Here is a 23,811-nt window from a genome sequence, read left to right as displayed (position 1 = left end):
GAGAAAACAGCGGGTCGCTCATCGTGCCCTCGTCAATTGACTCCCTTATGGTCTTCAAAACGTCCGTATCATGAAGCGATGCCGAGCTGTAGGGGGCAACACGAGCGGAACTCTCAATTAACGACGAGACAAAAGGATGGAGATGCTTTGGACATAGTCCATCAAACACCACATCCCCATTGTCGTTCGAGCCGACCAGGCGCCAAGTATAATGATCGACCCAGTCATCCCCGTCATATATGGCGTCCATGAGCAACTTCCCGTCTAGAGAGAGAAACCTATTTGGACATCGGGGCGCAAGACCGCAATCCATATAGGACCCGCAGCAGCTCCAACCCAACGCACCGCTCGACAATTGTAAATTGCGGCTATTTTAAATCTACATGATCAGTTCGAGTTCGCAACAAGGCGATTATTGCAGCTAGGTTCTATTTCATTTTCCACTTTGGTGAGCCGTCGGCTCCAAATTCCAAAACCAAAGTCCACGGAGTCGATAAATTCATTTAAAAAAGGCCCCGAAAGGGGCCTTCGCCATATTTATTCAGACAACCAGTCCGGTGTGTGACGCATTGGATCCGAGAGGTCCGTGGCTGCCCGGAAGGCATTAGGTTGATCGCGAGTTCCGCACGAGTCGGAGAGCACTTAATGTGCTCTCCGTGCGAGCAGGACTGTCCGAGCAGGCAACCTAATGCCTTCCGGGCAGCCACGGACCGACTTACTTCAAACCGCCGTTACGACAGCACCACGCCGCCGAGCCAGCCCCAACGCACGCCAGAGCCCGTACCGTAGAACGAAATAAACGAATCGAGCGACTTCGACGTAATGGGGCCCTCGTTGCTCATAACGATGCCGCCGCCGATATAGATGCCCACGTGTCCATACAGCAGGCCCGGCGCACCGGTGCCGCTATGCGATGAGTCGGCCACGATCATGCCCACCTGCAGCGCCGAGCGGTCGGAGCTATAGCACCAGGCGTTGAACATGTCACACGCGTTGCCGCCAAAGTAGCCAACGCCGGCGTTACGGAAGACATTGGTAACCCACGCCGCGCACCAGTTCTGACCCGGCGAAGGCGTGGAGTAGCACGCGTTGACGACGGCCTGCTGCTTGCCCGAGCCGGCATTCTGCTGCGGAGTTCCGGGCGCATACGATCCACCGCCCGAGCTTGAACCACCCGAGTAGGAATTGTTCTTGTTTGCGGCAGCCGCGGCAGTAGCAGCCTTCCTGGCAGCCTCCTCTGCCTGGGCGGCAGCGAGAATCTCGGAATCACGCTGGGCCATGAGTTCCTTGACATCGTCGGAGAGGCCGTTCAGAACTGTCTGGACCTCCTGCTGCTTGGCCTGCATGTCCTGCATCTGAGCAGTCTGCTGGTCCTTGAGCTTCTCCAGGTCGGCCTTTTGTGATTCGAGCTCGGTCTTCTGTGCGTCGAGCTCAGCCTGAATCGTCTGGATATCCTCGATGGCATCGCGGTCGCTCTTGTTGATCTTCTCAACGTAATGCGCGTTGGCGACGAGTTCCTCAAACGAGCCAGAGGCCAGCAGCAGCGACAGGATGTTCGTACCGCCGGACTTGTAGCTGGCGGCCACGCGATCGGAAAGGTCGTTGCGCTTCTTCTTGAGCTCGGCCTTCTTTTCATCGATCTGGGCCTGCGTGTCGTCAATCTTGCCCTGGACATTCTCGATGTCGTTGAGGGTCTGGGCATTCTTGTTGGCCAGCGCCGCATACTCATTTGCGATGCTGTCGAGCTGGGCCTGAACCTCGTCGAGTTGGGCCTGGGCGGCATTCAATTTATCGGTGGTTTCTTTGGAAGCCTCCGCCGCATGGGCGCGAGTGGGCAGGCCAAAAAGAACTGCCGCAGAAGCGGCGCCGAACAGGGCCTTAAGGGCAGTGCGGCGCGAGAGCTCCTGGGAAAGGATGGAATCGCTGTTTGGTGACATATGTACTCCGTTACATGCTTATTTATATGTCGCTCAACTCATACATATTAGCGTACATATGGCGCGTCCCAACGATTTCCACGAACGGCAGGAAACTACAAGGTCGGCGGCTCGTAAGCAATTGTCAAATTTGAGGTAACAATTGAGCAAGCTCTTATATGAGTACGTTAACATAATCCTCTGCTTTTCCTACAGTGCACCATTTGGGCGTCCCCGCCTGCGCTATACTCCCCTCTAGAAGTGTTCCTGATTCGATAGGAGACTACATGTCCAAAGCACTCGACCCCAAAGACACCTGCGTCCTCGTTACCGGTGGCGCCGGCTTTATCGGCTCGCACACCGTCGTTCAGCTGCTCGAGGGTGGCTACCAGGTCGTTATCGTCGATGATCTCTCCAACTCCAGCGCCGTCGCCGTCGACCGCGTCAAGACCATCGTGGGCGACGAAGCCGCCAAGAACCTCACCTTCTACAAGGCCAACGTGCTCGACCGCGATGCGATGAACAAGATCTTCGATACCCATCAGATCGACCGTGTCATCCACTTTGCCGGCTTTAAGGCCGTCGGCGAGTCGGTGAGCAAGCCCGTCGAGTACTACCACAACAACATCGAGAACACCCTGGTGCTCATCGACGTCATGCGCAACCATGGCTGCAAGTCCATCATCTTCTCGAGCTCCTCGACCGTCTACGGCGACCCGGACAACCCGCCCGTCACCGAGGAAGACCCCAAGAAGCCCGCAACCAACCCCTATGGCTGGACCAAGTGGATGATCGAGCAGATCCTTATGGACGTCCACACCGCCGACCCCGAGTGGGACGTCGTGCTGCTCCGTTACTTCAACCCCATCGGCGCTCATCCGTCGGGCCTGATCGGCGAGGACCCCAAGGGCATCCCCAACAACCTGGTGCCCTATGTCGCCCAGGTCGCCGTGGGCAAGCTCGAGGCCGTTCAGGTCTTTGGCAACGACTACCCCACCCCCGACGGCACCGGCGTGCGCGACTACATCCACGTGTGCGATCTGGCCTCTGGTCACGTTGCCGCCCTTAACTGGATGAACGGCAAGACCGGCGTCGAGATCTTTAACCTGGGCACCGGCACCGGCACCTCGGTACTCGAGGTCGTCGCCGCCTTCTCCAAGGCTTGTGGCAAGGAGCTGCCCTACGTGATCCGCGAGCGCCGCGCCGGCGACATCGCTGCCAACTGGTGCGATGCCTCCAAGGCCGAGCGCATGATGGGCTGGAAGGCCCAGTACGACATCGCGGACATGTGCCGCGATAGCTGGAACTGGCAGAGCCACAACCCCAACGGCTTCGCCGACGCCGAGTAGCAAAAACCTACATACCGCTCTTGCCCCGATCTCATGTTGTGAGGTCGGGGCTTTTTCATGGCATGTAACCATTCGCCGAAAATCGACCAACTTTTTTATCTTGCCTGTACATGTTTAAACAACATGTTTTACAATAGGCGTATCGAATCAGAACATCGGAGGCGGACTGCACACCCATCGGCAGGCCGACCCCACAACAAGAAGGTTGGTGAGCGCATTCATGGAGCGTGCAAGCGGCGTCCTCATGCCCGTCTCATCTCTGCCCGGACCATACGGAATCGGCGGCTTTGGCTGGAATGCCTACGACTTCGTCGATTTTCTCGCCTCGTGCAAACAACATTACTGGCAGATTCTGCCCCTTACGACGACCAGCTATGGCGATTCGCCTTATCAGTCGTTCTCGGCCCGCGCAGGCAACCCCAACTTTATCGACTTTGCCGAGCTTATCGAGGCAGGGTATCTGGAGCAGCGCGATATCGATGGCGTGTATCTGGGATCCGACCCCAGCAATGTCGACTACGGTGCCATCTTTGGCGGCCGCCGTCAGATTCTCGACCGCGCCGCCGAGCGCTTTGCTGCCGACAAGCCGGCCGATTTCGATGACTTTATCCAGGCCAACGAGGACTGGCTCATCCCCTACTGTGAGTTCATGACCGTCAAAGAGGAGTGCGGTCTCAACGCGTTTTGGGAGTGGCCCGCGGAGCTCCGCACCCGCGGCGAGGCTTCCGCCAAGGTCTGCGCCGACCATCCGGCGCGTATGCTCTACCACCAGATGACGCAGTACTTCTTCGATCGCCAGTGGAGCCGCCTCAAGGCCTATGCCAACGAGCGCGACATTCTCATCATCGGCGACCTGCCCATCTATGTCTCGCGTGACTCCGTCGAGATGTGGGCGACGCCTGAGCTCTTTAAGATCGACACCGCCGGCAATCCCGTGAGCGTCGCCGGCACGCCGCCCGACCAGTTCTCGGCCACCGGCCAGTACTGGGGCAACCCCATCTACGACTGGGACGCCATGGAGTCCGACGGCTTCTCCTGGTGGGAGGGCCGCATTCGCGCCGCCCTCGACATGTACGACGTCATCCGCCTGGATCACTTCCGCGGCTTCGAGGCCTATTGGGAGGTGCCGTTCTCCTCGCCCGATTCGTCCTACGGTTCGTGGACGCAGGGTCCCGGCCTCAAGTTCTTCAAGACGCTCGAGGAAAAGCTCGGCACGCTGCCCATCATCGCCGAGGACCTGGGCTTCCTCACCCCCGGCGTCATCGACATGCGCGACAACTCGGGCTTCCCCGGCATGAAGATCCTGCAGTTTGCCTTTGAGGGCACCAACTCGTACTACCTGCCGCATAACTACATCGCCAACACCGTCGCCTATGTGGGCACCCACGATAACGAGACGGCGCGCGGTTGGTTTGAGGGAACGGCCACCCCGCGTCAGCGCGAGCAGGCAGCCCTGTACACCCATCAGCAGGCCGGCGAACCCATGGCAGATGCACTCAATCGCACCATCGCCGCCAGCGTGAGCGACACGTGCATCTACACCATGCAGGACCTGCTCAACTTGGGCAACGAGGCGCGCATCAACACCCCTGCCACGTTGGGCGGCAACTGGACCTGGCGCATGCTCGACGGCGCCATCACCCGCGAGCTCGAGCACAAACTCACCGACTGGACCGAGACCTACTTCCGCATCCCGTCGGAAGCCGAAATCGAGCTTCCTCAATAGGAGCTACCGCGCCCGACCCCTCCCCACCGTGCGGACGCGCTTGTTTTTTCCCGCGCGAGGCCACCCCAATCCCCTCGCGCGGGCTTCTTATGAATTGCAGACATGAAACAACCCATCACAGGAGAAAACATGCCCCAAATTAACCTCATGGAACTCGCCGAGCAGTCTTTTGGCACCTCGCTCGAGCAGCTCGACGACCGTCGCATTTACAAGCTGCTGGTCAAACTCGTGCAGGAGCGCTCCGCCGCCTGCCCGCTCAACAACGGCAAGAAAAAGCTCTATTACATTTCCGCCGAATTTTTGATCGGCAAGCTGCTCATCAACAACATGATCGACCTCGGCATCTACGATGAGGTTAAGGACCAGCTCACCGCCGCAAGCCACGACCTCAACAAGATCGAGGAGTTCGAGGTCGAGCCGTCGCTCGGCAACGGCGGCCTGGGCCGCCTGGCCGCATGCTTCCTGGATTCCATCGCCACGCTGGGCTTGACCGGCGATGGCGTGGGCCTCAACTATCACTACGGCCTGTTCCGTCAGCGCTTTGTCGACAACCAGCAGAAGGCCGTCCCCGACGAGTGGCTCGGTGAGCAGGACATCCTAGTCGACGACGGCCGCTCCTACACCGTCGAGTTCGGCGATTTTGCCGTTACCTCCAAGCTCGTCAACATCGACGTGCCCGGTTACGGCCAGCCCACCAAGAACCGTCTGCGCCTGTTCGACCTGGCGAGCGTCGACGACGGCCTGGTCCCCGGCAGCTCCATCGACTTCGACAAGACCGAGATCGCCAAGAACCTCACCTTGTTCCTCTACCCCGACGATTCCGACGAGCAGGGCCGCCTGCTTCGCATCTATCAGGAGTACTTCATGGTGAGCAACGCCGCCCAGCTCCTGATCGACGAGGCCGTCGAGCGCGGCAGCAACCTGCACGATCTGGCCGACTACGCCGTGGTCCAAATTAACGACACGCACCCCACCATGGTCATCCCCGAGCTCATTCGCTTGCTCACCACCGAGCATGGCATCGAGTTTGACGAGGCCGTGACCATCGTACGCTCCATGGTCGCCTACACTAACCACACGATCCTTGCCGAGGCGCTCGAGAAGTGGCCGCTCGCCAGCCTGCAGAAGGTCTCCCCTGCCATCGCCGACATTATCGTCAAGCTCGATGAGATCGCGAAAGCCGAGCACGATGACCCGCGCGTCGCCATCATCGACGAGCACGACACCGTCCACATGGCCCACATGGACATCCACTTTGGCTTCTCCATCAACGGCGTAGCCGCCCTCCACACCAAGATCCTGGAGGACACCGAGCTTCATCCGTTCTACGAGATCTATCCCGAGAAGTTCTCCAACAAGACCAACGGCATCACCTTCCGCCGCTGGATCCATGGAGCCAACCCCGCGCTCGCCAGCCTGCTCGACGATGTAATCGGCACCGACTGGCGCAGCACCGGCGATCTGAACAAACTCGCCAAGTTCGCCGACGACAAGGACGTTCTTGAGCGCCTGGCCGCCACCAAGGTCGAGGCCAAGGCCATCATGCGCCAGTTCATGGCGCTCGAGCAGGGCGTGACCATTCCCTCCAACGCCATCATCGACGTCCAGGTCAAGCGCATCCACGAGTACAAGCGTCAGCAGATGCTCGCGCTCTACATCATCTGGAAGTACTTCGATATCAAGAACGGCAACAGGCCTAAGCACCCTGTCACCATCATCTTTGGCGGCAAGGCGGCGCCTGCCTACACTATCGCGCAGGACATCATCCATCTGATCCTGACGCTGTCGCAGTGGATTGCAAACGACCCCGACGTGGCTCCCTACCTGCAGGTTGTCATGATCGAGAACTACAACGTCACCGCCGCCGAGCACGTGATCCCCGCCGCTGACATCTCCGAGCAGATCAGCCTGGCCTCCAAGGAGGCGAGCGGCACCTCCAACATGAAGTTCATGCTCAACGGCGCCCTAACCCTGTGCACGCTCGACGGTGCCAACGTGGAGATTGCCGAGCTCGTGGGCGACGAGAACATCTATACCTTTGGTGCCTCGTCCAAACAGGTCGAGCAGCTCTACGCCGACGGCACCTACAACGCCGGTGCGCTCTACCGCAAGCCCGGCATTAAACTGCTGGTGGACTTCATCACCAACCCGGCCTTTATGGCAACCGGCAACGCCGAGCGCCTGCAGCGCCTGCACGACGACATTAAGGGCAAGGACTGGTTTATGGCCCTGCTCGACATTGAGGAGTACATCCAGACCAAGGAGCGCGTGCTGGCCGACTACGAGGACCAGGACGCCTGGATGCGCAAGGCGCTCATCAATATCGCCAACGCCGGCACCTTCTCGTCCGACCGTACGATCTCCCAGTACAACGACGAGATTTGGCACCTGAGCTAGCTCATTCCCCTTACCCATCCTCTTGAGAAACGGAGTCGTGGCAACACGGCTCCGTTTTTTGTGCCCGCACGTTACCCTGTGATCCGACTCGGCCAAACAATCTCGATCCGTAGCAATTACTCAACCAAAACGGTCCCAGCCGTTACAGATTGAGACATACCGGCCCCTCCCCTCGGGTTTATCTCAATCTGTAACATCTAGCAGGTGAAATTCGCCTTTGGTGTTACAGATTTAGATGAAATGGTTAGCTCAGCGGAACCGTCTCGATCTGTAACATCTAACGTCCGAAATCGGCCCTATCCGTTACAGATCGAGACAAACGACCGGTCAGACAGTCCCAACACAAAGAAAGGCTCCCCTCTCGCCCAGTGGACGGGAGGGGAGCCTTATATGTGACCGCGGCAAAAGGATGGCAAAGCCGCAGTCGCCCAAAGGGAGGGCCTGGATGCACCGGGCCTAGATAAGGTTCTTGCCAGACACCTTATCGAAGAGATGAGTCGCGTTCTTCTCGAACTTGAACCAGATGGGGTCGCCAGCCTTGAGCGCGCCCTTGGCCTCGAGGTCGACGACGGGGATAATCAGGACAAACTGGCCGTCGGGAGCGGTCACGTGGACATGCTCGGTCGAGCCCATGAGCTCGGTCACCTCGACGGTGCCCTGGAGCGCACCCTCCTCGCCCTTGTCGGCAAGCAGGATCTGCTCGGGGCGCACGCCGGCCGTAATCTCCTTCACGTCGCCGCCGTCCCAGTTGAGGGCAAGCTGAGCGCAAGTCTCCGGGGCGAGCGCCACGTTCATATCCTCGGTCTTGACAGTAAAGCCGTTGCCCGAGCGCACCAGCTGGGCATCGAAGAAGTTCATCTGCGGCACGCCGATGAAGCCGGCGACGAAGATGTTCGCGGGATGGTTGAAGACCTCCTGCGGCGTGGCGATCTGCTGGACGACGCCGTCCTTCATGACCACGATACGGTCACCGAGGGTCATAGCCTCGGTCTGGTCGTGGGTAACGTAGATGAAGGTGCCCTTGATCTCGTGACGCAGCTTAATGAGCTCGGCGCGCATCTGGTTACGAAGCTTGGCATCCAGGTTGGACAGCGGCTCGTCCATCAGGAAGACCTTGGGGTCACGCACGATGGCGCGGCCGATGGCGACGCGCTGGCGCTGGCCGCCAGAGAGCGCCTTGGGCTTACGGTCGAGGTACTCGGTAATACCCAGGATCTCGGCAGCGGAGCGAACCTTGCGGTCGATCTCGTCCTTGGGGACCTTCTTGAGCTCAAGCGTAAACGCCATGTTCTCGTACACCGTCATATTGGGGTACAGAGCATAACTCTGGAACACCATGGCGATGTCGCGGTCCTTGGGCGCCACGTCGTTGACGCGCTTGCCATCGATGAACACATCGCCGGAGGTGATGTCCTCCAGGCCGGCGACCATGCGCATCGTCGTGGACTTACCGCAGCCAGAAGGGCCAACGAGGACGATGAACTCCTGGTCGTGAACGGTGAGGTTGAAGTCCTCTACAGCGAGCACACCGTCCTCGGTAACCTTGAGGTTGTGCTTCTTCTCCTCGGTCTTCTTCTTTTTGCCAAAGAAGCCCTTCTTTTTTGACTCGTTGTTGGGATACACCTTCTGAACATGTTTGAGAACGATCTCGGCCATGTCTTTACCTTTCGATACGCGGCGCCGCGCTGAGAGGCGCCGCCAAAACTTGCAAAACAGTTACGGCATCAGCCCTTGACGGCACCTGCCACCACACCGTCGATGATGTACTTCTGGCAGAAGATGTACATGATGACGATGGGGATGACGACCATCATGATGCACGCCATCATGGGACCGAGCTCGACGTGGCCATAGCCGCCACGGAAGTACTGGATCAAGATAGGAATGGTCTTGTACTTGGTGGAGTCGAGCGTAAGGTAGGGCAGCAGATAGTCGTTCCAGACCCACATGGTCTCAAGGATGCCGACCGAAAGATAGGTGGGCTTCATAATGGGAAGGACGATCTTAAAGAACACTTGGACCGGGTTGCAGCCGTCGATCATGGCCGCTTCCTCAATCTCGAGCGGGATGTTCTTGACGAAGCCGGCGAACATAAAGACCGCGAGGCCCGCGCCAAAACCAAGGTAGATGAAGCAGATGTTAAACGGCGTGTTAAAGCCGATGCGGTCCGCGAGGTTGGACAGCGTGAACATGAGCATCTGGAACGGTACGACCATCGAGAAGACGAACAGGTAATAGAAGAAGTTCGAGATCTTGCTGTTGACGCGCACCACGTACCAAGCGCACATGGAGCAGCACACCAGAATCAGCACGACCGACGTGACCGTGATGATAAGCGAGTACATAAACGCCGAGGCAAAGCCCTGCTCGTTCAGAGCGTGCACGTAGTTTGCGAGGCCGTTGAACGTCTCGGGCGTGAGCAGATCGAACGCCGTGGTGGTGCTGATTGCGGTCGCTTTCTTAAAGGAATTGAGCGCAATCATGAACACGGGGTAGATCCATGCGAGCGACAGGATCGTAAAGAAGATCGAGAGCGCGCGGTTGATAGCCTTATCGCGTTTCATTACTGCTGTACCTCCTTGGACCTCGTGGCCTTAAGCTGGATCATAGAAATAGCGACAACCAGGATGCAGAAGATAACTGCCTTGGCCTGACCGATGCCCTGCCATGCGATGCCAGCACGCGAATAGAACGTGTTGTAGATGTTCAGGGCGAGCATCTCGGTGGAGTGCGCCGGGGCGCCACCGGTAAGGGCGAGGTTCTGGTCGAACAGCTTAAAGCCGTTGGTGATGGACAGGAACAGGCAGATGGTGATGGTCGGCATCAGGTTGGGGATCTTAACCTTCCAAAACGTCTGCCATGCCGTAGCGCCATCGACCTTGGCGGCCTCGATGTAGTCAGACGGAATGGACTGCAGACCGGCGATGTAGATGATCATCATGTAGCCGACCTGTTGCCACAGGGTCAGGATGATAAGGCCCCAGAAGCCAGCGGCGGAGTTGAGGGCGATAAGCTGGGCACCCACGTTGGAGAGCAGGCAGTTGATCAGAATCTGCCAAATGTAACCCAGTACAATGCCGCCAATCAGGTTAGGCATAAAGAAAATCGTACGGAAGATGTTGGTGCCCTTGAGCGCCTTGCGAGTGAGCGCCTGCGCAATGGCCAGCGCGATTACGTTGATGAGCACCGTCGACAGGAAGGCAAACGCCACGGTAAAGAAGAACGACGTGGAGAACTGCGGATCGGACAGCGCGCGCACGTAGTTCTCGATACCGACAAAGTGCGCGTTATTGATGGTAATAAACTGGCAGAACGAGAGATAGAAACCCTGGATAAAGGGAATCACGAACCCGATCATAAACGCCAGGCACGTGGGCAGCATAAAGAGCGGCCACCAGCGTTTGAGTGCTTTGCCCATAGAAGGGTCCTTTCAATATGCAGGGGGCGGGCAAACCTACGTCTGCCCGCCCCCTGTCGCTAATCAGATAGCTTGGGCAGCAACTGCTTACTCGGAAGCAGCCTTCTCGGTCTTCCAGCCATCGACGAAGGCGTTCTTGACGCCGTCCCACTTGGTGTTGTCGGCAGCATAAGCGATGAGAGCCTGCTTGAGGTTCTTCTTCCACTCCTCAGAGGGGATGTAAACGAAGTCCCAAGCAACGGTCTTCTTGCCGTCCTTGGCCATAGCAACGGCCTGCTGCGAGAAGACGTTGGTGGTCTCCTTAGCGCTCTTGAACGGGGCGGTCAGACCCATCTTGTCAGCGATGATGCTGGTGGCGGTGTCAGAAGTGACGCACCAATACATGAAGTCCTCGGTGGCCTTCTGGGCATCCTCGGAAGCCTGGGAGCTGACGCACCAGTAGTTCTCGCCGCCGGAGCACAGGCCCTGGTTCTCCTCGCCGTCGACGCCGATGTAGATCGGCAGCATGCCGAGCTGGTCATCGGTCATACCGGCCTTGGTGAGGTCGGCATAGGCCCAAGAGCCGTTCTGATAGAAGACGGCCTTACCGGTTGCGAACTCGTTGGTGGCGTCGTCGCCGGTCTTAGAGGCGAGCTGCGAAGGATCGCAGGTGGAGTCGGTGATGTACAGGTCGAAGATCTGCTTAAAGTTGTCGAGATACTCGCCCTTGATCTCGTCGTCCTCCTGGTTGTGCTCCTTCTCGAACTCGTAGTAGAGCGGGAGGTTGGCGAGGTGGGTGGTGTAGCGCCAGCTGGAGGAGTCATCCATACCGGCGGAAGTGAAGGCACCGTCAACGCCGAGCTCGTCCTTGCGGGCCTGGATGTCATCGGCGCAAGCCTTCAGCTTGTCGAAGGAGTTGATGTCCTCGGCCTTGTAGCCGGCCTTCTCGAGGAGCTCCTTGTTGTAAATGATGCCGTAGCTCTCCTGAACCCAGTCGATACCCAGATCCTTGCCGTCGGACTGCAGCGCCAGGGAGTCGTCGATGAGCTCGCCGCGGAGCTTGGTGTCGGAAAGATCGGCGCAGTAGTCCTTCCAGTTCTTAAGGCCGGTGGGGCCGTTGACCTGGAACAGCGTCGGAGCGGAGCTCTTGGACATCTCGGACTTGAGCTTCTCCTCGTAGGTGTTGGAGGCGGCGGTCACGATCTTGACCTCGACGCCCTTCTCCTTCTTGTACGCCTTGGCGATCTCCTTCCACTCCTTGTCGACCTCGGGCTTGAACTGGAGGAAGTAAACCTCGGCAGCGTCACCAGAAGCAGAGGAGCCAGAGCCGGCAGAACCACCGCAGCCCACGAGGCCCAGACCAAGAACCGCAGCCGCGGAACCAGCAAAGCCCAGGAACTGCCTTCTGCTCATTTCGTTCTTCATTACAATCCACCCTTTCACACCGTGGCGGCACCCTTTGCCGCCGCCTTCGGAGATTGGCTCGGGGACTTTGCCCCTTTTGCTGACTTGTACAATACGCTATTTGGCTAGTTGTTTGAACAAGTATTACTAGAGCGGTAGAAAAACTTCGGTGAACGGTAATTTCAACTTGATACTTGACAAGTTTTGTATAAACAATTATTTGTTATCGAATGCAGAGAAAACGCCCGGTCAAGCCGATGCATCGTCGGTTTGACCGGGCGTTTTCTCTTTGAGGGCATGAGTCTCGTCAGGCTGCGAGCTAGCCGGCTATCGCTTGGAGTTGACGCGGTAGTGGAAGATCTCGGGATGCGTGCGGGCATGCGTGACCTCGAACAAGATGCCGTCCGAAGTGTACGACTGGCTCTCCATGACGGCGACACAGTTGTACTTGCCAAGGTCCAAGTAGCTGCAGTCCTCATCGTTGGCGAGCTCGACACTCACCGTACGGCGGCTCGCCATCACTTTGATGCCGCGCTTGTGCTCCAGATAGCCGTAGATAGAATCCGCCGCGATCTCGGGGGTCAGGCCCTTGGCGATCGACGCCAAAAAGTAGCCGTGGTCCACCTGGCGCGCGCTGCCGTTGAGGCTTCGGACACGCACGACGCGAATCAGCTCCTCGCCCACCTTAAAGCCCAGGCGACGAGAGAGTTGCTCAGTGCAAATCAAATGTTCAAAAGACTTGACCTCGGTCGATGCGACGGCATTGTTGCGTTTTGCGAACTCGCCAAACGACTCAACCTCTTCGAGTGCGCCCAGCATGTCGGTTTCGCCCTTAAGCCAAATAACGCGCACGCCCTTACCGTGTATAGGCTGCACAAACATCTGGTCGGCCAGCATGCTCAAGGCGCGTCGAACGGTATTGCGCGTGCAGCCAAACTCCGCGGTCAGCTCGGCTTCGGTTGGCAGCATCTCCTGAAACGCATAGGTCCCGTTGATGATGCGCGAACGGATCTCGCGGTAGATTCCTTCGTAAATCGCTTTTGGCATGATTTCACCTCTAATGAATATGTATGGCTAGGCACGATAGCATTTCTTAAAGTTGTTTAAACCGATTATCGGTAAAGCACGGATTATTTACCGTCGACGGTTCCCCCGAAACCCAAATCGGACCGAATCAAAACCGTCAATGCGGCAAGCAGCCAGTCCTCTACAATGAGTTCATTGTTTAAACGTTCTTGCTCGCACAGCATGTTGCATCCGGAAGGCATATTATGCTGCAGAAAATCCAACGTTTTGGCGGAGCCATGTTCGCGCCCGCCATGCTGTTTTCTATATCAGGCCTCATGGTCGGCATCTCCGCCCTCGCAACGACCGTGGATATCGTCGGCGACCTCGCCGTATACGGAACCCCCTGGTACGTTTTCTGGACCATCATCCAGCGCGGCTCGTGGACGGTCTTTAAGCGCCTTCCACTCCTTTTTGCCGTAGCGCTGCCTATCGGCCTTGCCCAAAAGCAACCGGCACGCTGCTGCCTCGAGGCGCTCGTAGCCTATTTTGCCTACTGTTTCTTTTTGAGCGAGATCATTAAGCTGAGCGGCGACAACCTTGGACTTAAGTACCCGTCGTCTTTAACCCCCGCCAGCGGCATCACCGTCATCGACGGCATCAAGACGCTCGACACCGGCATTATCGGCCCGCTGGCGGTGTCGGCAACCGTCGTCGCCATCCATGACCGCTTCTACGATGCCAAGGTTCCCGATTGGCTCGGCACCTTCTCGGGTTCCTCGCTGGTCTACCTCATCAGCTTTTTTGCCGTGTTTGCCCTTGCCGCCATCTCGGCCGCCATCGTGCCCTTCGCATACGCTGTGACCGAAACGCTGCGCCACGCACTTGCGGGCGTCGGCCCCTTCGGCGTGGGCATCTTTGTGTTTTTGGAGCGAGCGCTCGAGCCCATGGGGCTGCACCATCTGCTCTATATGCCCATCTATTACGACAATCTGGTCATTCACGACGGTATTTACGCCACGTGGACCAACCTGCTCCCCATTCTCTCCCATAGCACGCGCCCTTTAAATGAACTTGCGCCCTGGGCAGGTTTTACCGCCACCGGCTGGGGCAAGCTCTTTGGCCTTCCCGCCATCGCGGCAGCATTCTATTTCACCGCCAAACCCGAACGCCGCGCCGGCCTTAAGGTCATCCTTTTGCCCGCCATCGTCGCCTCGGTGGTCTGCGGCGTCACCGAGCCGCTCGAGTTTCTCTTTATGTTCACCTATCCCGGACTCTTTTTGCTCTACGCCGTCCTGTCCTCCTGCCTTGCCATGACCATGAACTTCTTTGGCATCGTCGGCATCTTCTCGGGCGGTCTCATGGAAATGACGGCCTTCAACTTCATCCCACTCATGCGAATGCATGCCGGCTCCTACCTTTTGGCGCTCGGTATCGGTCTTGCCTTTAGCCTCATCTTTTTTGTTAGTTTTCGAGCACTCATCTTGGTCTATGACCTTAAGACGCCGGGCCGCGAGGATCATGTCTCCAATCGCGCGGCAATCGATCGTTTAACGGGAAGCGGCTTTGCCAAAGAGCAATCTCCCAATGGCGAGGTCAGTATTCAATCCGATCAAGATCACGTCCTCGCTGAGCGGGTAATTCAGCTTTTAGGTGGCGTTGGCAATATCGTGGGCGCAACCAACTGCGCCACGCGCCTGCGCGTCGAGGTCGCAGACCCTTCCATCGTTGCAGATAATGCGTCGTTTGTCGCGGTGGGCGCCAAGGGCCTCATCATTACGGGCAAGACCGCCCAGGTGATTATTGGCATCTCCGTTCCCCGCGTTAAAGAGCATTTTGACCAGATCATGGGCCTCGAGCCGGGATTTGTGCCCACCACCTCGGCCTCCCCTGCCGCCAGCGCAGCCCATAAGCGCGGCGATATCTGCTTCTTCGATATCGACGGAACACTCGCCTGGCAAGACCCTCGAGTGGCACAAGAGCTTCCCGAGAGCGAGCGAGACCTCTCCCCCTATCCCAATGAAGCGGTCTCGCAAGCCATCCGTGATTTTGTCGCCAAGGGCAATATGGCGTTTATCTGCACAGGGCGCACGCTGAGCTGCATCCATCCAAAGCTGCTCGAGCTGCCCTGGACCGGCATCGTCTGCCTCGCGGGTGGCTATGTCGAACTTGAGGGACACGTGATTCGCGATTTGGCGATGACGCCCGGCATGCTGCAGCGCCTTGCTCCCATTCTTGAGCAATCGGACGAAGTGATTCGTTTTGAGGGACTCAATGGCGTCGTTCGCATGAGTGCCGATGCGCCCGACGCCCCGGGATACGCCCGCACCGTGGGCGATGCAATTACGCAGCTGCAACATTACAGCGCCTACAAGATCTTAATGTCCACGTCGCTTGCCAACCGCATCGCTCAGGATCAAGCGTTTGAGCCGCTGCTCTGCTTTAACGAGCTCGAGCTCGAAGTGACCGAGATTTCGCCTCGCGAATGCACCAAGCGCGAGGGTATCCAGTCCGTACTCGACGCCCTCGATCCCCACCACGGAACCGTATACGGCATCGGCGACGCCAGCAATGACGTCTCGCTGATGAACGCCGTCGACGTTGGCATCGCCATGGGCAACGCACCGGACTTCCTCAAGGAAAAGGCCGACTATGTCACCGACAGCATCGACCACGACGGCGTCGTCACCGCGCTCGAACACTTTGGGCTTATCTAGCCAAGCCCCTGCCGCACTTGCGGCCGCATGGACCAATCGTCTTCAACCGCCGCGCTCGACGCCCTAATGTGGCAATATGTTGTCTGCATAATGCAACGATGCAACCTATCAAAGAATGCGAGAACCCGTGTCCAGTCCGTTTACCAGCTTTTTAGCCCAGCACTTTGACCAGATTAACGACTATCTGGCCACGTTCTTTGACGGACAGGCGACTTCCGCCGATATCGAGCGCTACCTGTATACCCCGCTCTCGGCATTTACGGCAAACGCTGGCAAGCGCCACCGCCCGCTCATCTGCATGCTCGCCGCCACTGCGGTAGGCGGCAGCTTTGAGAGCGCCCGCAGCGCAGCGGCGGCCATCGAGCACTTTCAGTCGGGCGCACTCATCCACGACGACATCGCCGACAACGGGCAGATTCGTCGCGGCAAGCCCTGCATGCACCTTACCGAGGGCACCGGTCTTGCCATCAACTGCGGTGACCTGGCGCTCACCATGGTCACCAAGACGGTTCTCGACGACCCCACACTCAACGCAGACGTGAAGCTTCGCGTGCTCCACGAGCTTACCGAGATGATCGTCCGTACCATCGAGGGCCAGGCGCTCGACCTGGGCTGGGTCCGCGACGGGCGCTTTGACATTTCGGTCGACGATTATCTGGACATGGCGACGCACAAGACCGCGTACTACAGCGGAGCGACGCCGCTTGCCGCCGGAGCCATTATCGGCGGCGGCAGCGAAGAGCAGATTGAGGCACTGCGCGCCTTTGGGCTGCACACGGGCCTTGCCTTCCAGATTCAAGACGACCTGCTCAACTTGATCGGCACCAAGGAGGCCGCCAACAAGGACTTCCGCACCGATATCACCGAGGGCAAGCGCACCCTCGTTGCCGTGCATGCCCTGTCAGACGAGCGCTATCACGACGAGATCGAGGCAATCCTTTCCTCGGGCACCGAGGACCCTGCGCAGCTCGCACGCGCCGTGGAGATCTTCCAGGAGACCGGCTCCATCGATTTCGCCCACAACTATGCGCTCGACCTGACCGCCAAGGCCAAGGCCGCTATCGAAGGCGTCGAGCTCGACCCGCATGCGCGCGAGCTCTTCCTCTCAATGGCAGATTTCTTTGTGGAGCGTCTTAACTAGCGGGGGTCATAAAACCTGTGGGCAGCGCGTTTGGGTACAAGTTGCTACACTATTGAGTGCATGTTTATAAATTGTCTCGCGTTGTCTATCCGACACACGCTCAAAATAGTACGAATGGTACGCCGAAAGGGGTTCGTTCATGGAACCTATTACCACAGGCATGCAGGGAGCAGCCGTCGAGGACGTCCAGTCCCGCCTTCTGCAGCTCGGCTATACAATCGATGACGCCGAGGTTGTCGACAAGCGCTTTGGCACCACCACCGAGCAGGCCGTCAGCACCTTCAGGCTCGACAGCGGCCTTGCTGCCGGTCATGCCGTCGATATCCCCTGTTGGAGCGCCCTGGTCGACGCCTCGTATAAGCTGGGCGACCGCACCCTGTATCTGCGCATGCCCAATTTCCATGGCGCCGATGTGCAGGCCCTGCAGCGCGCTCTCAACGTTTTGGGCTTTGCCTGCGGCGAGGACGACGGCTACTTTGGTCCGCATACCGAGGCCGCCCTGCAGCAGTTCCAGGAAAATGTCGGCCTGTTTGCCGACGGCATGGCCTTCCAAGACACCTACGCCTACATCAACCGCCTGCATCATGTGTGGGAGGGCAAGCCCTCGGTCACCGAAGCCGAGTCCCGCATCGGTTTTGCTCGCGCCGCCAACGTGCTCGAGCGCTTCCAGATTGCCGTTATCGGCGAGGACCCCATCGCACGCAGCGTTGCTTCGCGCATGTGGAACATCGCCACGGCAACGACCGACAACAGCGGCATGATGCTCTGCGACTCCGAGGTCCCAACCGACGTTGACCTGGTGCTCGAGATCGCAAGCGACGAGCTGCCCGCCGACGCCGCGCCACGCGCCACTATTGCCCTCGCCGAGTGCCACAACCTGGCCCAGCGCATCCGCACCGCCAATGTCGCCGCGCAGCAGAAGCCGGCTCGCATTCGCATTGAGCTCACGGGCATGACGCGCTACAACGGCACCTTCACGGCCAGCGACGCGCAGACGCTCGCCGTACGCCTACTCGACGGCGTTTGCGATGCCCTCGCAGATTAGGTAAACTAGACGAGTTGCTTTTGGCAACACCACACATTGGGACGTAGTTCAACGGTAGAACTCCGGTTTTTGGTGCCGGCTGTTGGGGGTTCGAATCCCTCCGTCCCAGCCATTAAAACTGAGCGCCCTAAGCCCATAACGGCCCAGGGCGCTTTCTTGTGGGCAAGCGGAGGAATTCGAACCCGCAAGGGTGCGGAGCTGAGGAAACGCGAAGCGTTTTCCAGCGCAGCACGCAAGGAGCGAAGCGACGCAGCGGGGCGCGGCCGCCGACCAGGCGGACGCGGAATCCCTCCGTCCCACACCAGCCAAGAGCCCCTCACGTCAAGCAAATCGAGCCAACGCCGCCAAGCGGAGGAATCCGAACCCGCAAGGATGCGGAGCGACGCAGCGGGGCGCGGCCGCCGCAGGCAGACGCGGTGCCGGCACTTGGGGACGCTCCTAAGTGCCGGCATTATAGGAACGTCCCCAAGTGCCGGCTCGGGACTATTTTCGAGGACCCTCCGAAGGACTGTGGCCAAAAAACGGCAAATATGAGTACTGTTACCGTTGTAGCTACATTATTTTCGTTAATAAAAGAAGATCTTAATGAGATTTATTCGCATCAAGGTCTTCCTTTAATGAACACTTGAGGAGATACGGCAGCTTATCTGCTCGATCGACACGTCAAATCACCTTAAATGTGATCAAAATTACTGCTACTAAAAGAGTATCAGTACTCATATTTGATGTTTTTTGGCCACGGCTCTTTATAGACACCCTGCACAGCGACGGTGGTAGATTTCGGAACGTGTCCGTCAGCCCCGTTCCGAAAAGCGAGCCGCATGCAACGGCCAAGCCACGACAGGCCCCGGGAGAGCGGGGACACCGGCTTAGGTTTATCGCGAGTTCCGCACGAACAGGAGGCCACTTAATGTGGCCTCCGTCGTGAGCAGGACTGTAGAGCAGGAAACCTAAGCCGGTGTCCCCGCTCTCCCGGGGCCGGCGGAATTTAGTTGTTCAGCATGCGGTCGAAGCTTCCCGAGTCGCCATCCCGATAGTCGGCGGTCATCAGAATCTCCTGCGGAATGCGCCCGCCCTCGCGCAGCACATTGCGGAACTGCACGCGCGTGACCATGGGCAGATCCTTGATCGTCGCCGCCAAGTTCTGCGGCACGCCCTGGTTGGCAGCCGCGGGCTCGCACTCGCCGCCGGCCTTCACGCGACGCTTATGCTCGGCGAGCATGGCGCGGTACATGCCGGCATGCAGGCGAATCTCAACCACATTGGCATTGCGAGCCTGCTCGACGATGCGCGCGCCCTCGCGGTCGATATCGCCCACGTAGTAGACGTAGTTAAAGCGATAGCCGATCTCAGCCAGATAATCGTCCAGGGCATGCGAGACGCTCGCCTTGCATCCGCCGCCAAAAATCACGCCGCCCACCTTGATGCCAAAGAGCTTAGCGTGCTTGCGGCCGCGCAGGAGCTTGACGATCTCGTCATAGGTGTCCAGGTTCTCGACCATAATGAACGGCTTATCGGCGCCCAGCGTAAAGAAACCCGTAAAGTGCACGGGGCGGTTGGGGGCGACCTTAATCGCCTGCATGCTGATGCCCTTTTCGGTCATACGCCGAATTAGACGCTCGCCGTGCTTGCCGTCAAAAGCCTTCTCGTCGTTAAAAATCTGGTAGGCACGCTGGCGGCGCGAGGCAACCGGCGTATCGGCACCTCGGTTTTGCTCGATCCAAGCCTGGATGATTGCGATTTCCTCGGCAATCTTGCGGTTGGACATCTCGTTGTGCTGAGTGCGCTGCGGAGCCTTTTTGCCGTCCTTGCCCTCGACCTTTACGATCTGTGTCTGCTGCTCCTTGATCTTAGAGAGCGCCGTAGGCGTAGGGACAACTTTGAGCAGCTGCCTGCCTAAAACGCGGGCAAGGGCAAACGCCGATACCTCGCCGTGGACGGCCGACTCGGGCTGCTGGGCAGCAGCATCTGCTGCGGCAGACTCCGGCTTCTTCTGAGACCTGCGCTTAGAATCGCCTTGGGAATTGCGCTCGCGCTTCGGCATAGACGCCTGCTTCTGCGGACGATCGGACTTGCTCTCCTTCGCCGGCTGGCGCTTAGGCTGCCCCGAAGAAACCTCGGCCTTCGCATCCTCGTCCTGCGGCGTGGTCTTCTCGGCTGCAGTCTCGGCATGGGAACTGCGACCCCCGCGATGGCGACGGCGGCGAGGCCTGCTCGACGCGCCCTGCTCCGTCTGCCCATCAGTAGGCTGCTCGCCCTTGGCCTCGGCAGCAACCTCAAGCTGCGGCTCAACAGGCTTCTGCTCGCGAGCCGCCGGCTCAACGGTTTTCTCGGTTTGTTCGGCCTTCTCGGCCTGAGCGGTCGGAGCCGGCTCGCCCTTCTCCTGACGCCTTACGGGATACGCGCGCCTCGCAAAACCACGCCCGGGACGGCATGAACCCGGAGTCTTCTTGGCAGACTCCTCAACATCGTCTGCAGCCTCGGAAGGCTCTTCAACCTCATGCGCGACATCCTGCTGCGCAGCCTTAAAGTGGGCACCACGGCGACGCTGGAGCTCCTGGGCCTCCACGGGCTTTTGCTCCTTCGCGGGCCTCTGCGACTCGGCAGCAACCTCGTTCTCAACAGCCTCGGCATCCGTCTCACCCTTTTGAGCAACGGCACGACGGAAGCGCTCCTGCTGGGCGCGGCGCTGCGCATCGCGCTTGCCACCCCCGCCAAAACCGCCGCGTCCTGCCTTGGCCGTAAAGGCACGCACGACGTTCTCATCGAGCAACTCATCGGTATCGACATGCTCACGCGGAGCAGCTTCTTCCACAGCAGGCACGTCAGCGGAATCCTCGACGACAAAATCTTCGACGGACTCGGCAGGCTGCTCCTGGGCATCGCGGATCTCGACATTGATGGTATAGAACGCCGGGCGCCCGTTAATGCCGCTGCCCTCGATCTTGGTCACGATATTTGCCGCGATAAGCTCATCGCGCATCGCCTTGGTGTCGCATTCCTTATCGACGGAGCGGAAAATCTGCGCCAGCGCGCTCGACTTAATCTTGAGCGCCTTGCGGCAGAGCAGGTCGTAGGCAACCAGCTTGGCGCGCTCGGCAGAAAGCGATGTCTGGCTGCTCAGACGCTCAGCCAGAGCATCGACATTGTTTTGATTATCGGAATATACCGTCTTGGCCACGGGGCCCCTTTCATATGCACACATATACGTCCATATGGTACAACGCACGAGCCTATCCACGCAAAACATCTGCGAGAACGCCCTTGCACCACCTGTTCTCACAAGAAAAAAGACCGGGTCCGCTTGATTGCGGACCCGGTCTTTCCGAGTCAAATAGATGGGAGATTCAACCCGTCCGACCGACTAGGCCTTGGCGGCCTCGGCGTCGGCAGGAGCTTCAGCGGCAGCGGCGCGACCGTACTCGGCCTTGCCCATCTCGGACCACTCGGGCTCCTCATCAGGCATGGAGCCGGCCTCCTTGCCGAAGAACTCCTTGAGGCAGTTGACGGCGACGATGAGGCCCAGGACCATCAGCAGGACGGCGAAAACGAGCTGCAGGCCCTTGGTGGCGGCGACGGAGACGGCGGCCGTGGTGGCGGTAGCCGGGATGGTACCGAAGAAACCGTAGGCCTGGACGGCGGTCATGCAGCCCATGGCGCTCTGGACCAGCGAGGTGAAGGTGCAGCAGAGCAGGAAGGCGACGGGCACGTAGAGCATCCAGCCCTTGCGACCGGTGCACTTGCAGAACACGGCGAGGGTGATCATGGTCATGCCGCCGAGCAGCTGGTTGGAAGCACCAAAGAGCGGCCAGATGTTGGCATAGCCACCAAAAGCGAGGGCGAGACCGGGAAGCAGGGTGACGACCGTGGCAAACCAGGGGTTGCCGAGGACCTTCATATAGCCGGCCTTGGACTCGATGGCCAGAGCATCGTTGGTCTGGGCAAAGAACTCGGAGAACGAGGTGCGGGCGATGCGGGCGACGGCGTCGAGCGAGGTCAGGGCCAGAGCGGAGACGTTCATGGTCATGAAGACGGTAGCGAGCGTGCCGTCAACACCGAAGGCCTGCATACCGCGGGAGATGCCAGCGGCGAAGATCTGGAACGGGGTGGAAGCGACACCAGCGTTGAGGGCGCCGGTACCGGCGGTGTTCATATCGGAGAACATGATGCCGGCGACGATGATGGCAAGGATGCCGACGAAGGACTCGACGATCATTGCGCCGTAACCGACCTTGACGGCGTCCTGCTCCTTCTCGACCTGCTTGGAAGAGGTGCCGGAAGAAACGAGGCTGTGGAAACCGGAGAGAGCACCGCAAGCGACGGAGACGAACAGGACCGGGAACATCATGCCGGAGGCAGTGGAGAAGCCAGTGAAGACCGGAGCGGTGATGGTGGCCTGACCGTTGACGCCCAGGACGACGATGCCGAGGACAGCGCAAACGATCATGACGATCATCATGATGGAAGTGAGGTAGTCACGCGGGGTCTTGAGCATCTGGATGGGCATAGCGCCAGCGAAGACCAGGTAGACCATGACGACGGCGAACCACTGGAACTTATCCAGGTAGACCGGGAACTGCATACCGACGGCAAACATGAGAACCATGAGGACCACGCCGGTGACGAACTCGGTAGCACCGGTGAGGTTGAACTTCTTCTGGGCCCAACCAAAGGCGATAGCGACGAAGGTGAACAGGATGGAGATGGTACCAGCGCAGCCGGCGGCATAGGACTTGGTGAAGTCGATGGCACCGGTAGCAGCACCAGAAGCGTCAACGGCCGGGGTGAACATGAACGTCTTGCAGACCATGTCGGTGAAGGCGGCGATGACGATGATGCAGAACAGCCAGCAGAACAGCAGGAACAGGCGACGGCCGGTCTTGCCGATGTACTTCTCGATGAGCTGAGCGAGCGACTTGCCGTTGTTCTTCATCGAAGCGTACAGAGCACCAAAGTCGTGGACGGCGCCAAAGAAGATGCCGCCGACGAGGACCCAGAGCACGACGGGCAGCCAGCCAAAGGCCATGGCGACGATCGTACCCGTGACAGGGCCAGCACCGCAGATCGAGCTGAACTGGTGCGAGAACGCGGTAAAGGCGGAGACGGGCGAGAAGCTCTTGCCGTCCTTCATGCGCTTGGCCGGCGTGAGGGCCTCTTTGTCAACGCCCCACTTGTTGGCCAGCCAGCGGCCGTAGCCCAGATAGCCGCAGGCGAGCACCGCCGCGGCCACAACCATGAGCAAAACTCCGTTCATTACATTTCCTCCTCTAAAAAGAACTTCCTAGACATAAAAAATGAGGGCCGTCGGTTGCGCTCGACGGCCCTCATCTTCATCAGCCGCCCGTTATCGTACGGGCTAGCTGTATGTGCTAACCCGCATCAGATAATTACTACGCTGATAATGTTTAGCTGATGCGTGAACATGTCTAAGAAATCCTCTTCAATCATGATGTGAACGATCCGTGCGTGTTCACATCCCCCAGTGGTTGAAAAGGAGTATGAAACTTTAGTTACCTAAAGTCAACGCAAATTTGTAATGGATTTTCAACTTTTTTGAATTTCTCGTTATAAAACGCCACTGACCTCGGACTTTACCCAACAAAAGTTTTTGCATGGGAGATACCCCTCGGGAGCCGCGGGAGCCGGGCGGCGCATATGAACTTTCCTGCTCTACAGTCCTGCGCAAGACGGAAAGCACATTAAGTGCTTTCCTT

At 58.8% G+C, this 23,811-nt stretch carries 16 protein-coding genes and 1 tRNA gene; 7 read left to right on the top strand and 10 right to left on the bottom strand.

Annotated elements, in window-relative coordinates; genetic code table 11:
- Positions 1–250, bottom strand: a 250-nt coding sequence (locus tag DW645_RS10145; RefSeq protein ID WP_233540756.1) for a hypothetical protein, incomplete at its 3' end; no start/stop codon positions are given.
- Between the two features lie 481 nt (positions 251–731).
- A complete protein-coding gene (locus tag DW645_RS08810; RefSeq protein ID WP_118227268.1) occupies positions 732–1,937 on the bottom strand; it encodes a hypothetical protein in 1,206 nt (401 codons plus the stop codon).
- 266 nt (positions 1,938–2,203) lie between these two features.
- Between DW645_RS08810 and galE the strand changes: the two genes are divergently transcribed.
- The 3 genes from galE to glgP all read left to right on the top strand — a co-directional run bounded on the left by galE (position 2,204) and on the right by glgP (position 7,388).
- On the top strand, positions 2,204–3,265 hold the full coding sequence (gene galE / locus DW645_RS08805; RefSeq protein WP_117736891.1) for a UDP-glucose 4-epimerase GalE: 1,062 nt from the start codon (positions 2,204–2,206) through the stop codon (positions 3,263–3,265).
- 208 nt (positions 3,266–3,473) lie between these two features.
- A complete protein-coding gene (malQ, locus tag DW645_RS08800) occupies positions 3,474–4,991 on the top strand; it encodes a 4-alpha-glucanotransferase (protein ID WP_233540755.1) in 1,518 nt (505 codons plus the stop codon).
- A 129-nt stretch (positions 4,992–5,120) separates the two neighbouring features.
- Complete coding sequence (gene glgP, locus DW645_RS08795) at positions 5,121–7,388, top strand: glycogen/starch/alpha-glucan family phosphorylase (protein ID WP_233540754.1); 2,268 nt, start codon at positions 5,121–5,123, stop codon at positions 7,386–7,388.
- Positions 7,389–7,844: 456 nt separating this feature from the next.
- Here the strand turns inward: glgP and DW645_RS08790 are convergent, their stop codons facing one another.
- The 5 genes from DW645_RS08790 to DW645_RS08770 form a co-directional block, all read right to left on the bottom strand.
- Positions 7,845–9,044, bottom strand: a complete 1,200-nt coding sequence (locus DW645_RS08790; protein ID WP_117584246.1) for an ABC transporter ATP-binding protein — start codon at positions 9,042–9,044, stop codon at positions 7,845–7,847.
- 68 nt (positions 9,045–9,112) lie between these two features.
- Positions 9,113–9,952 (bottom strand): carbohydrate ABC transporter permease, encoded by an 840-nt coding sequence (locus tag DW645_RS08785; RefSeq protein ID WP_117584245.1) that lies wholly within the window; start codon positions 9,950–9,952, stop codon positions 9,113–9,115.
- Positions 9,952–10,806 (bottom strand): carbohydrate ABC transporter permease, encoded by an 855-nt coding sequence (locus DW645_RS08780; RefSeq protein WP_055252174.1) that lies wholly within the window; start codon positions 10,804–10,806, stop codon positions 9,952–9,954. Before DW645_RS08780 ends, DW645_RS08785 begins: the two co-directional genes overlap by 1 nt.
- 87 nt (positions 10,807–10,893) lie before the next feature.
- Complete coding sequence (locus tag DW645_RS08775) at positions 10,894–12,210, bottom strand: ABC transporter substrate-binding protein (RefSeq protein ID WP_055252173.1); 1,317 nt, start codon at positions 12,208–12,210, stop codon at positions 10,894–10,896.
- A gap of 306 nt (positions 12,211–12,516) precedes the next feature.
- Entirely contained in the window at positions 12,517–13,236 is a 720-nt protein-coding gene (locus DW645_RS08770; protein WP_117638177.1) for a GntR family transcriptional regulator, read from the bottom strand.
- A 224-nt stretch (positions 13,237–13,460) separates the two neighbouring features.
- Here DW645_RS08770 and DW645_RS08765 point away from each other — a divergent pair, with 224 nt between their 5' ends.
- From DW645_RS08765 to DW645_RS08750, 4 genes are all read left to right on the top strand, one after another.
- Entirely contained in the window at positions 13,461–15,911 is a 2,451-nt protein-coding gene (locus DW645_RS08765; protein WP_117786870.1) for a PTS transporter subunit EIIC, read from the top strand.
- A 127-nt stretch (positions 15,912–16,038) separates the two neighbouring features.
- Entirely contained in the window at positions 16,039–17,052 is a 1,014-nt protein-coding gene (locus tag DW645_RS08760; RefSeq protein ID WP_118227265.1) for a polyprenyl synthetase family protein, read from the top strand.
- Between the two features lie 139 nt (positions 17,053–17,191).
- Positions 17,192–18,097 carry a peptidoglycan-binding protein gene (locus tag DW645_RS08755; RefSeq protein WP_187361857.1) on the top strand — a complete coding sequence of 302 codons (906 nt, stop codon included), beginning with the start codon at positions 17,192–17,194 and terminating at the stop codon, positions 18,095–18,097.
- Positions 18,098–18,134: 37 nt separating this feature from the next.
- Positions 18,135–18,209, top strand: a tRNA-Gln gene (locus DW645_RS08750).
- 876 nt (positions 18,210–19,085) lie between these two features.
- On the opposite strand, the gene DW645_RS08745 is transcribed toward DW645_RS08750, so the two are convergent.
- The 3 genes from DW645_RS08745 to DW645_RS10140 all read right to left on the bottom strand — a co-directional run.
- Complete coding sequence (locus DW645_RS08745; RefSeq protein WP_158568714.1) at positions 19,086–21,278, bottom strand: hypothetical protein; 2,193 nt, start codon at positions 21,276–21,278, stop codon at positions 19,086–19,088.
- Between the two features lie 183 nt (positions 21,279–21,461).
- Positions 21,462–23,351, bottom strand: coding sequence for a carbon starvation protein A (locus tag DW645_RS08740; protein WP_118227263.1), 1,890 nt, complete (start codon positions 23,349–23,351; stop codon positions 21,462–21,464).
- A 252-nt stretch (positions 23,352–23,603) separates the two neighbouring features.
- Positions 23,604–23,811: hypothetical protein (locus DW645_RS10140; protein WP_222847478.1), on the bottom strand; the 208-nt coding region annotated here is incomplete at its 5' end.

Source organism: Collinsella sp. AM23-17 (assembly GCF_003470945.1).
Lineage (GTDB): Bacteria > Actinomycetota > Coriobacteriia > Coriobacteriales > Coriobacteriaceae > Collinsella > Collinsella aerofaciens_O.
The sequence above is the reverse complement of the archived record's forward strand: the minus strand, read 5'-3'. Positions and strand labels throughout refer to the sequence as shown.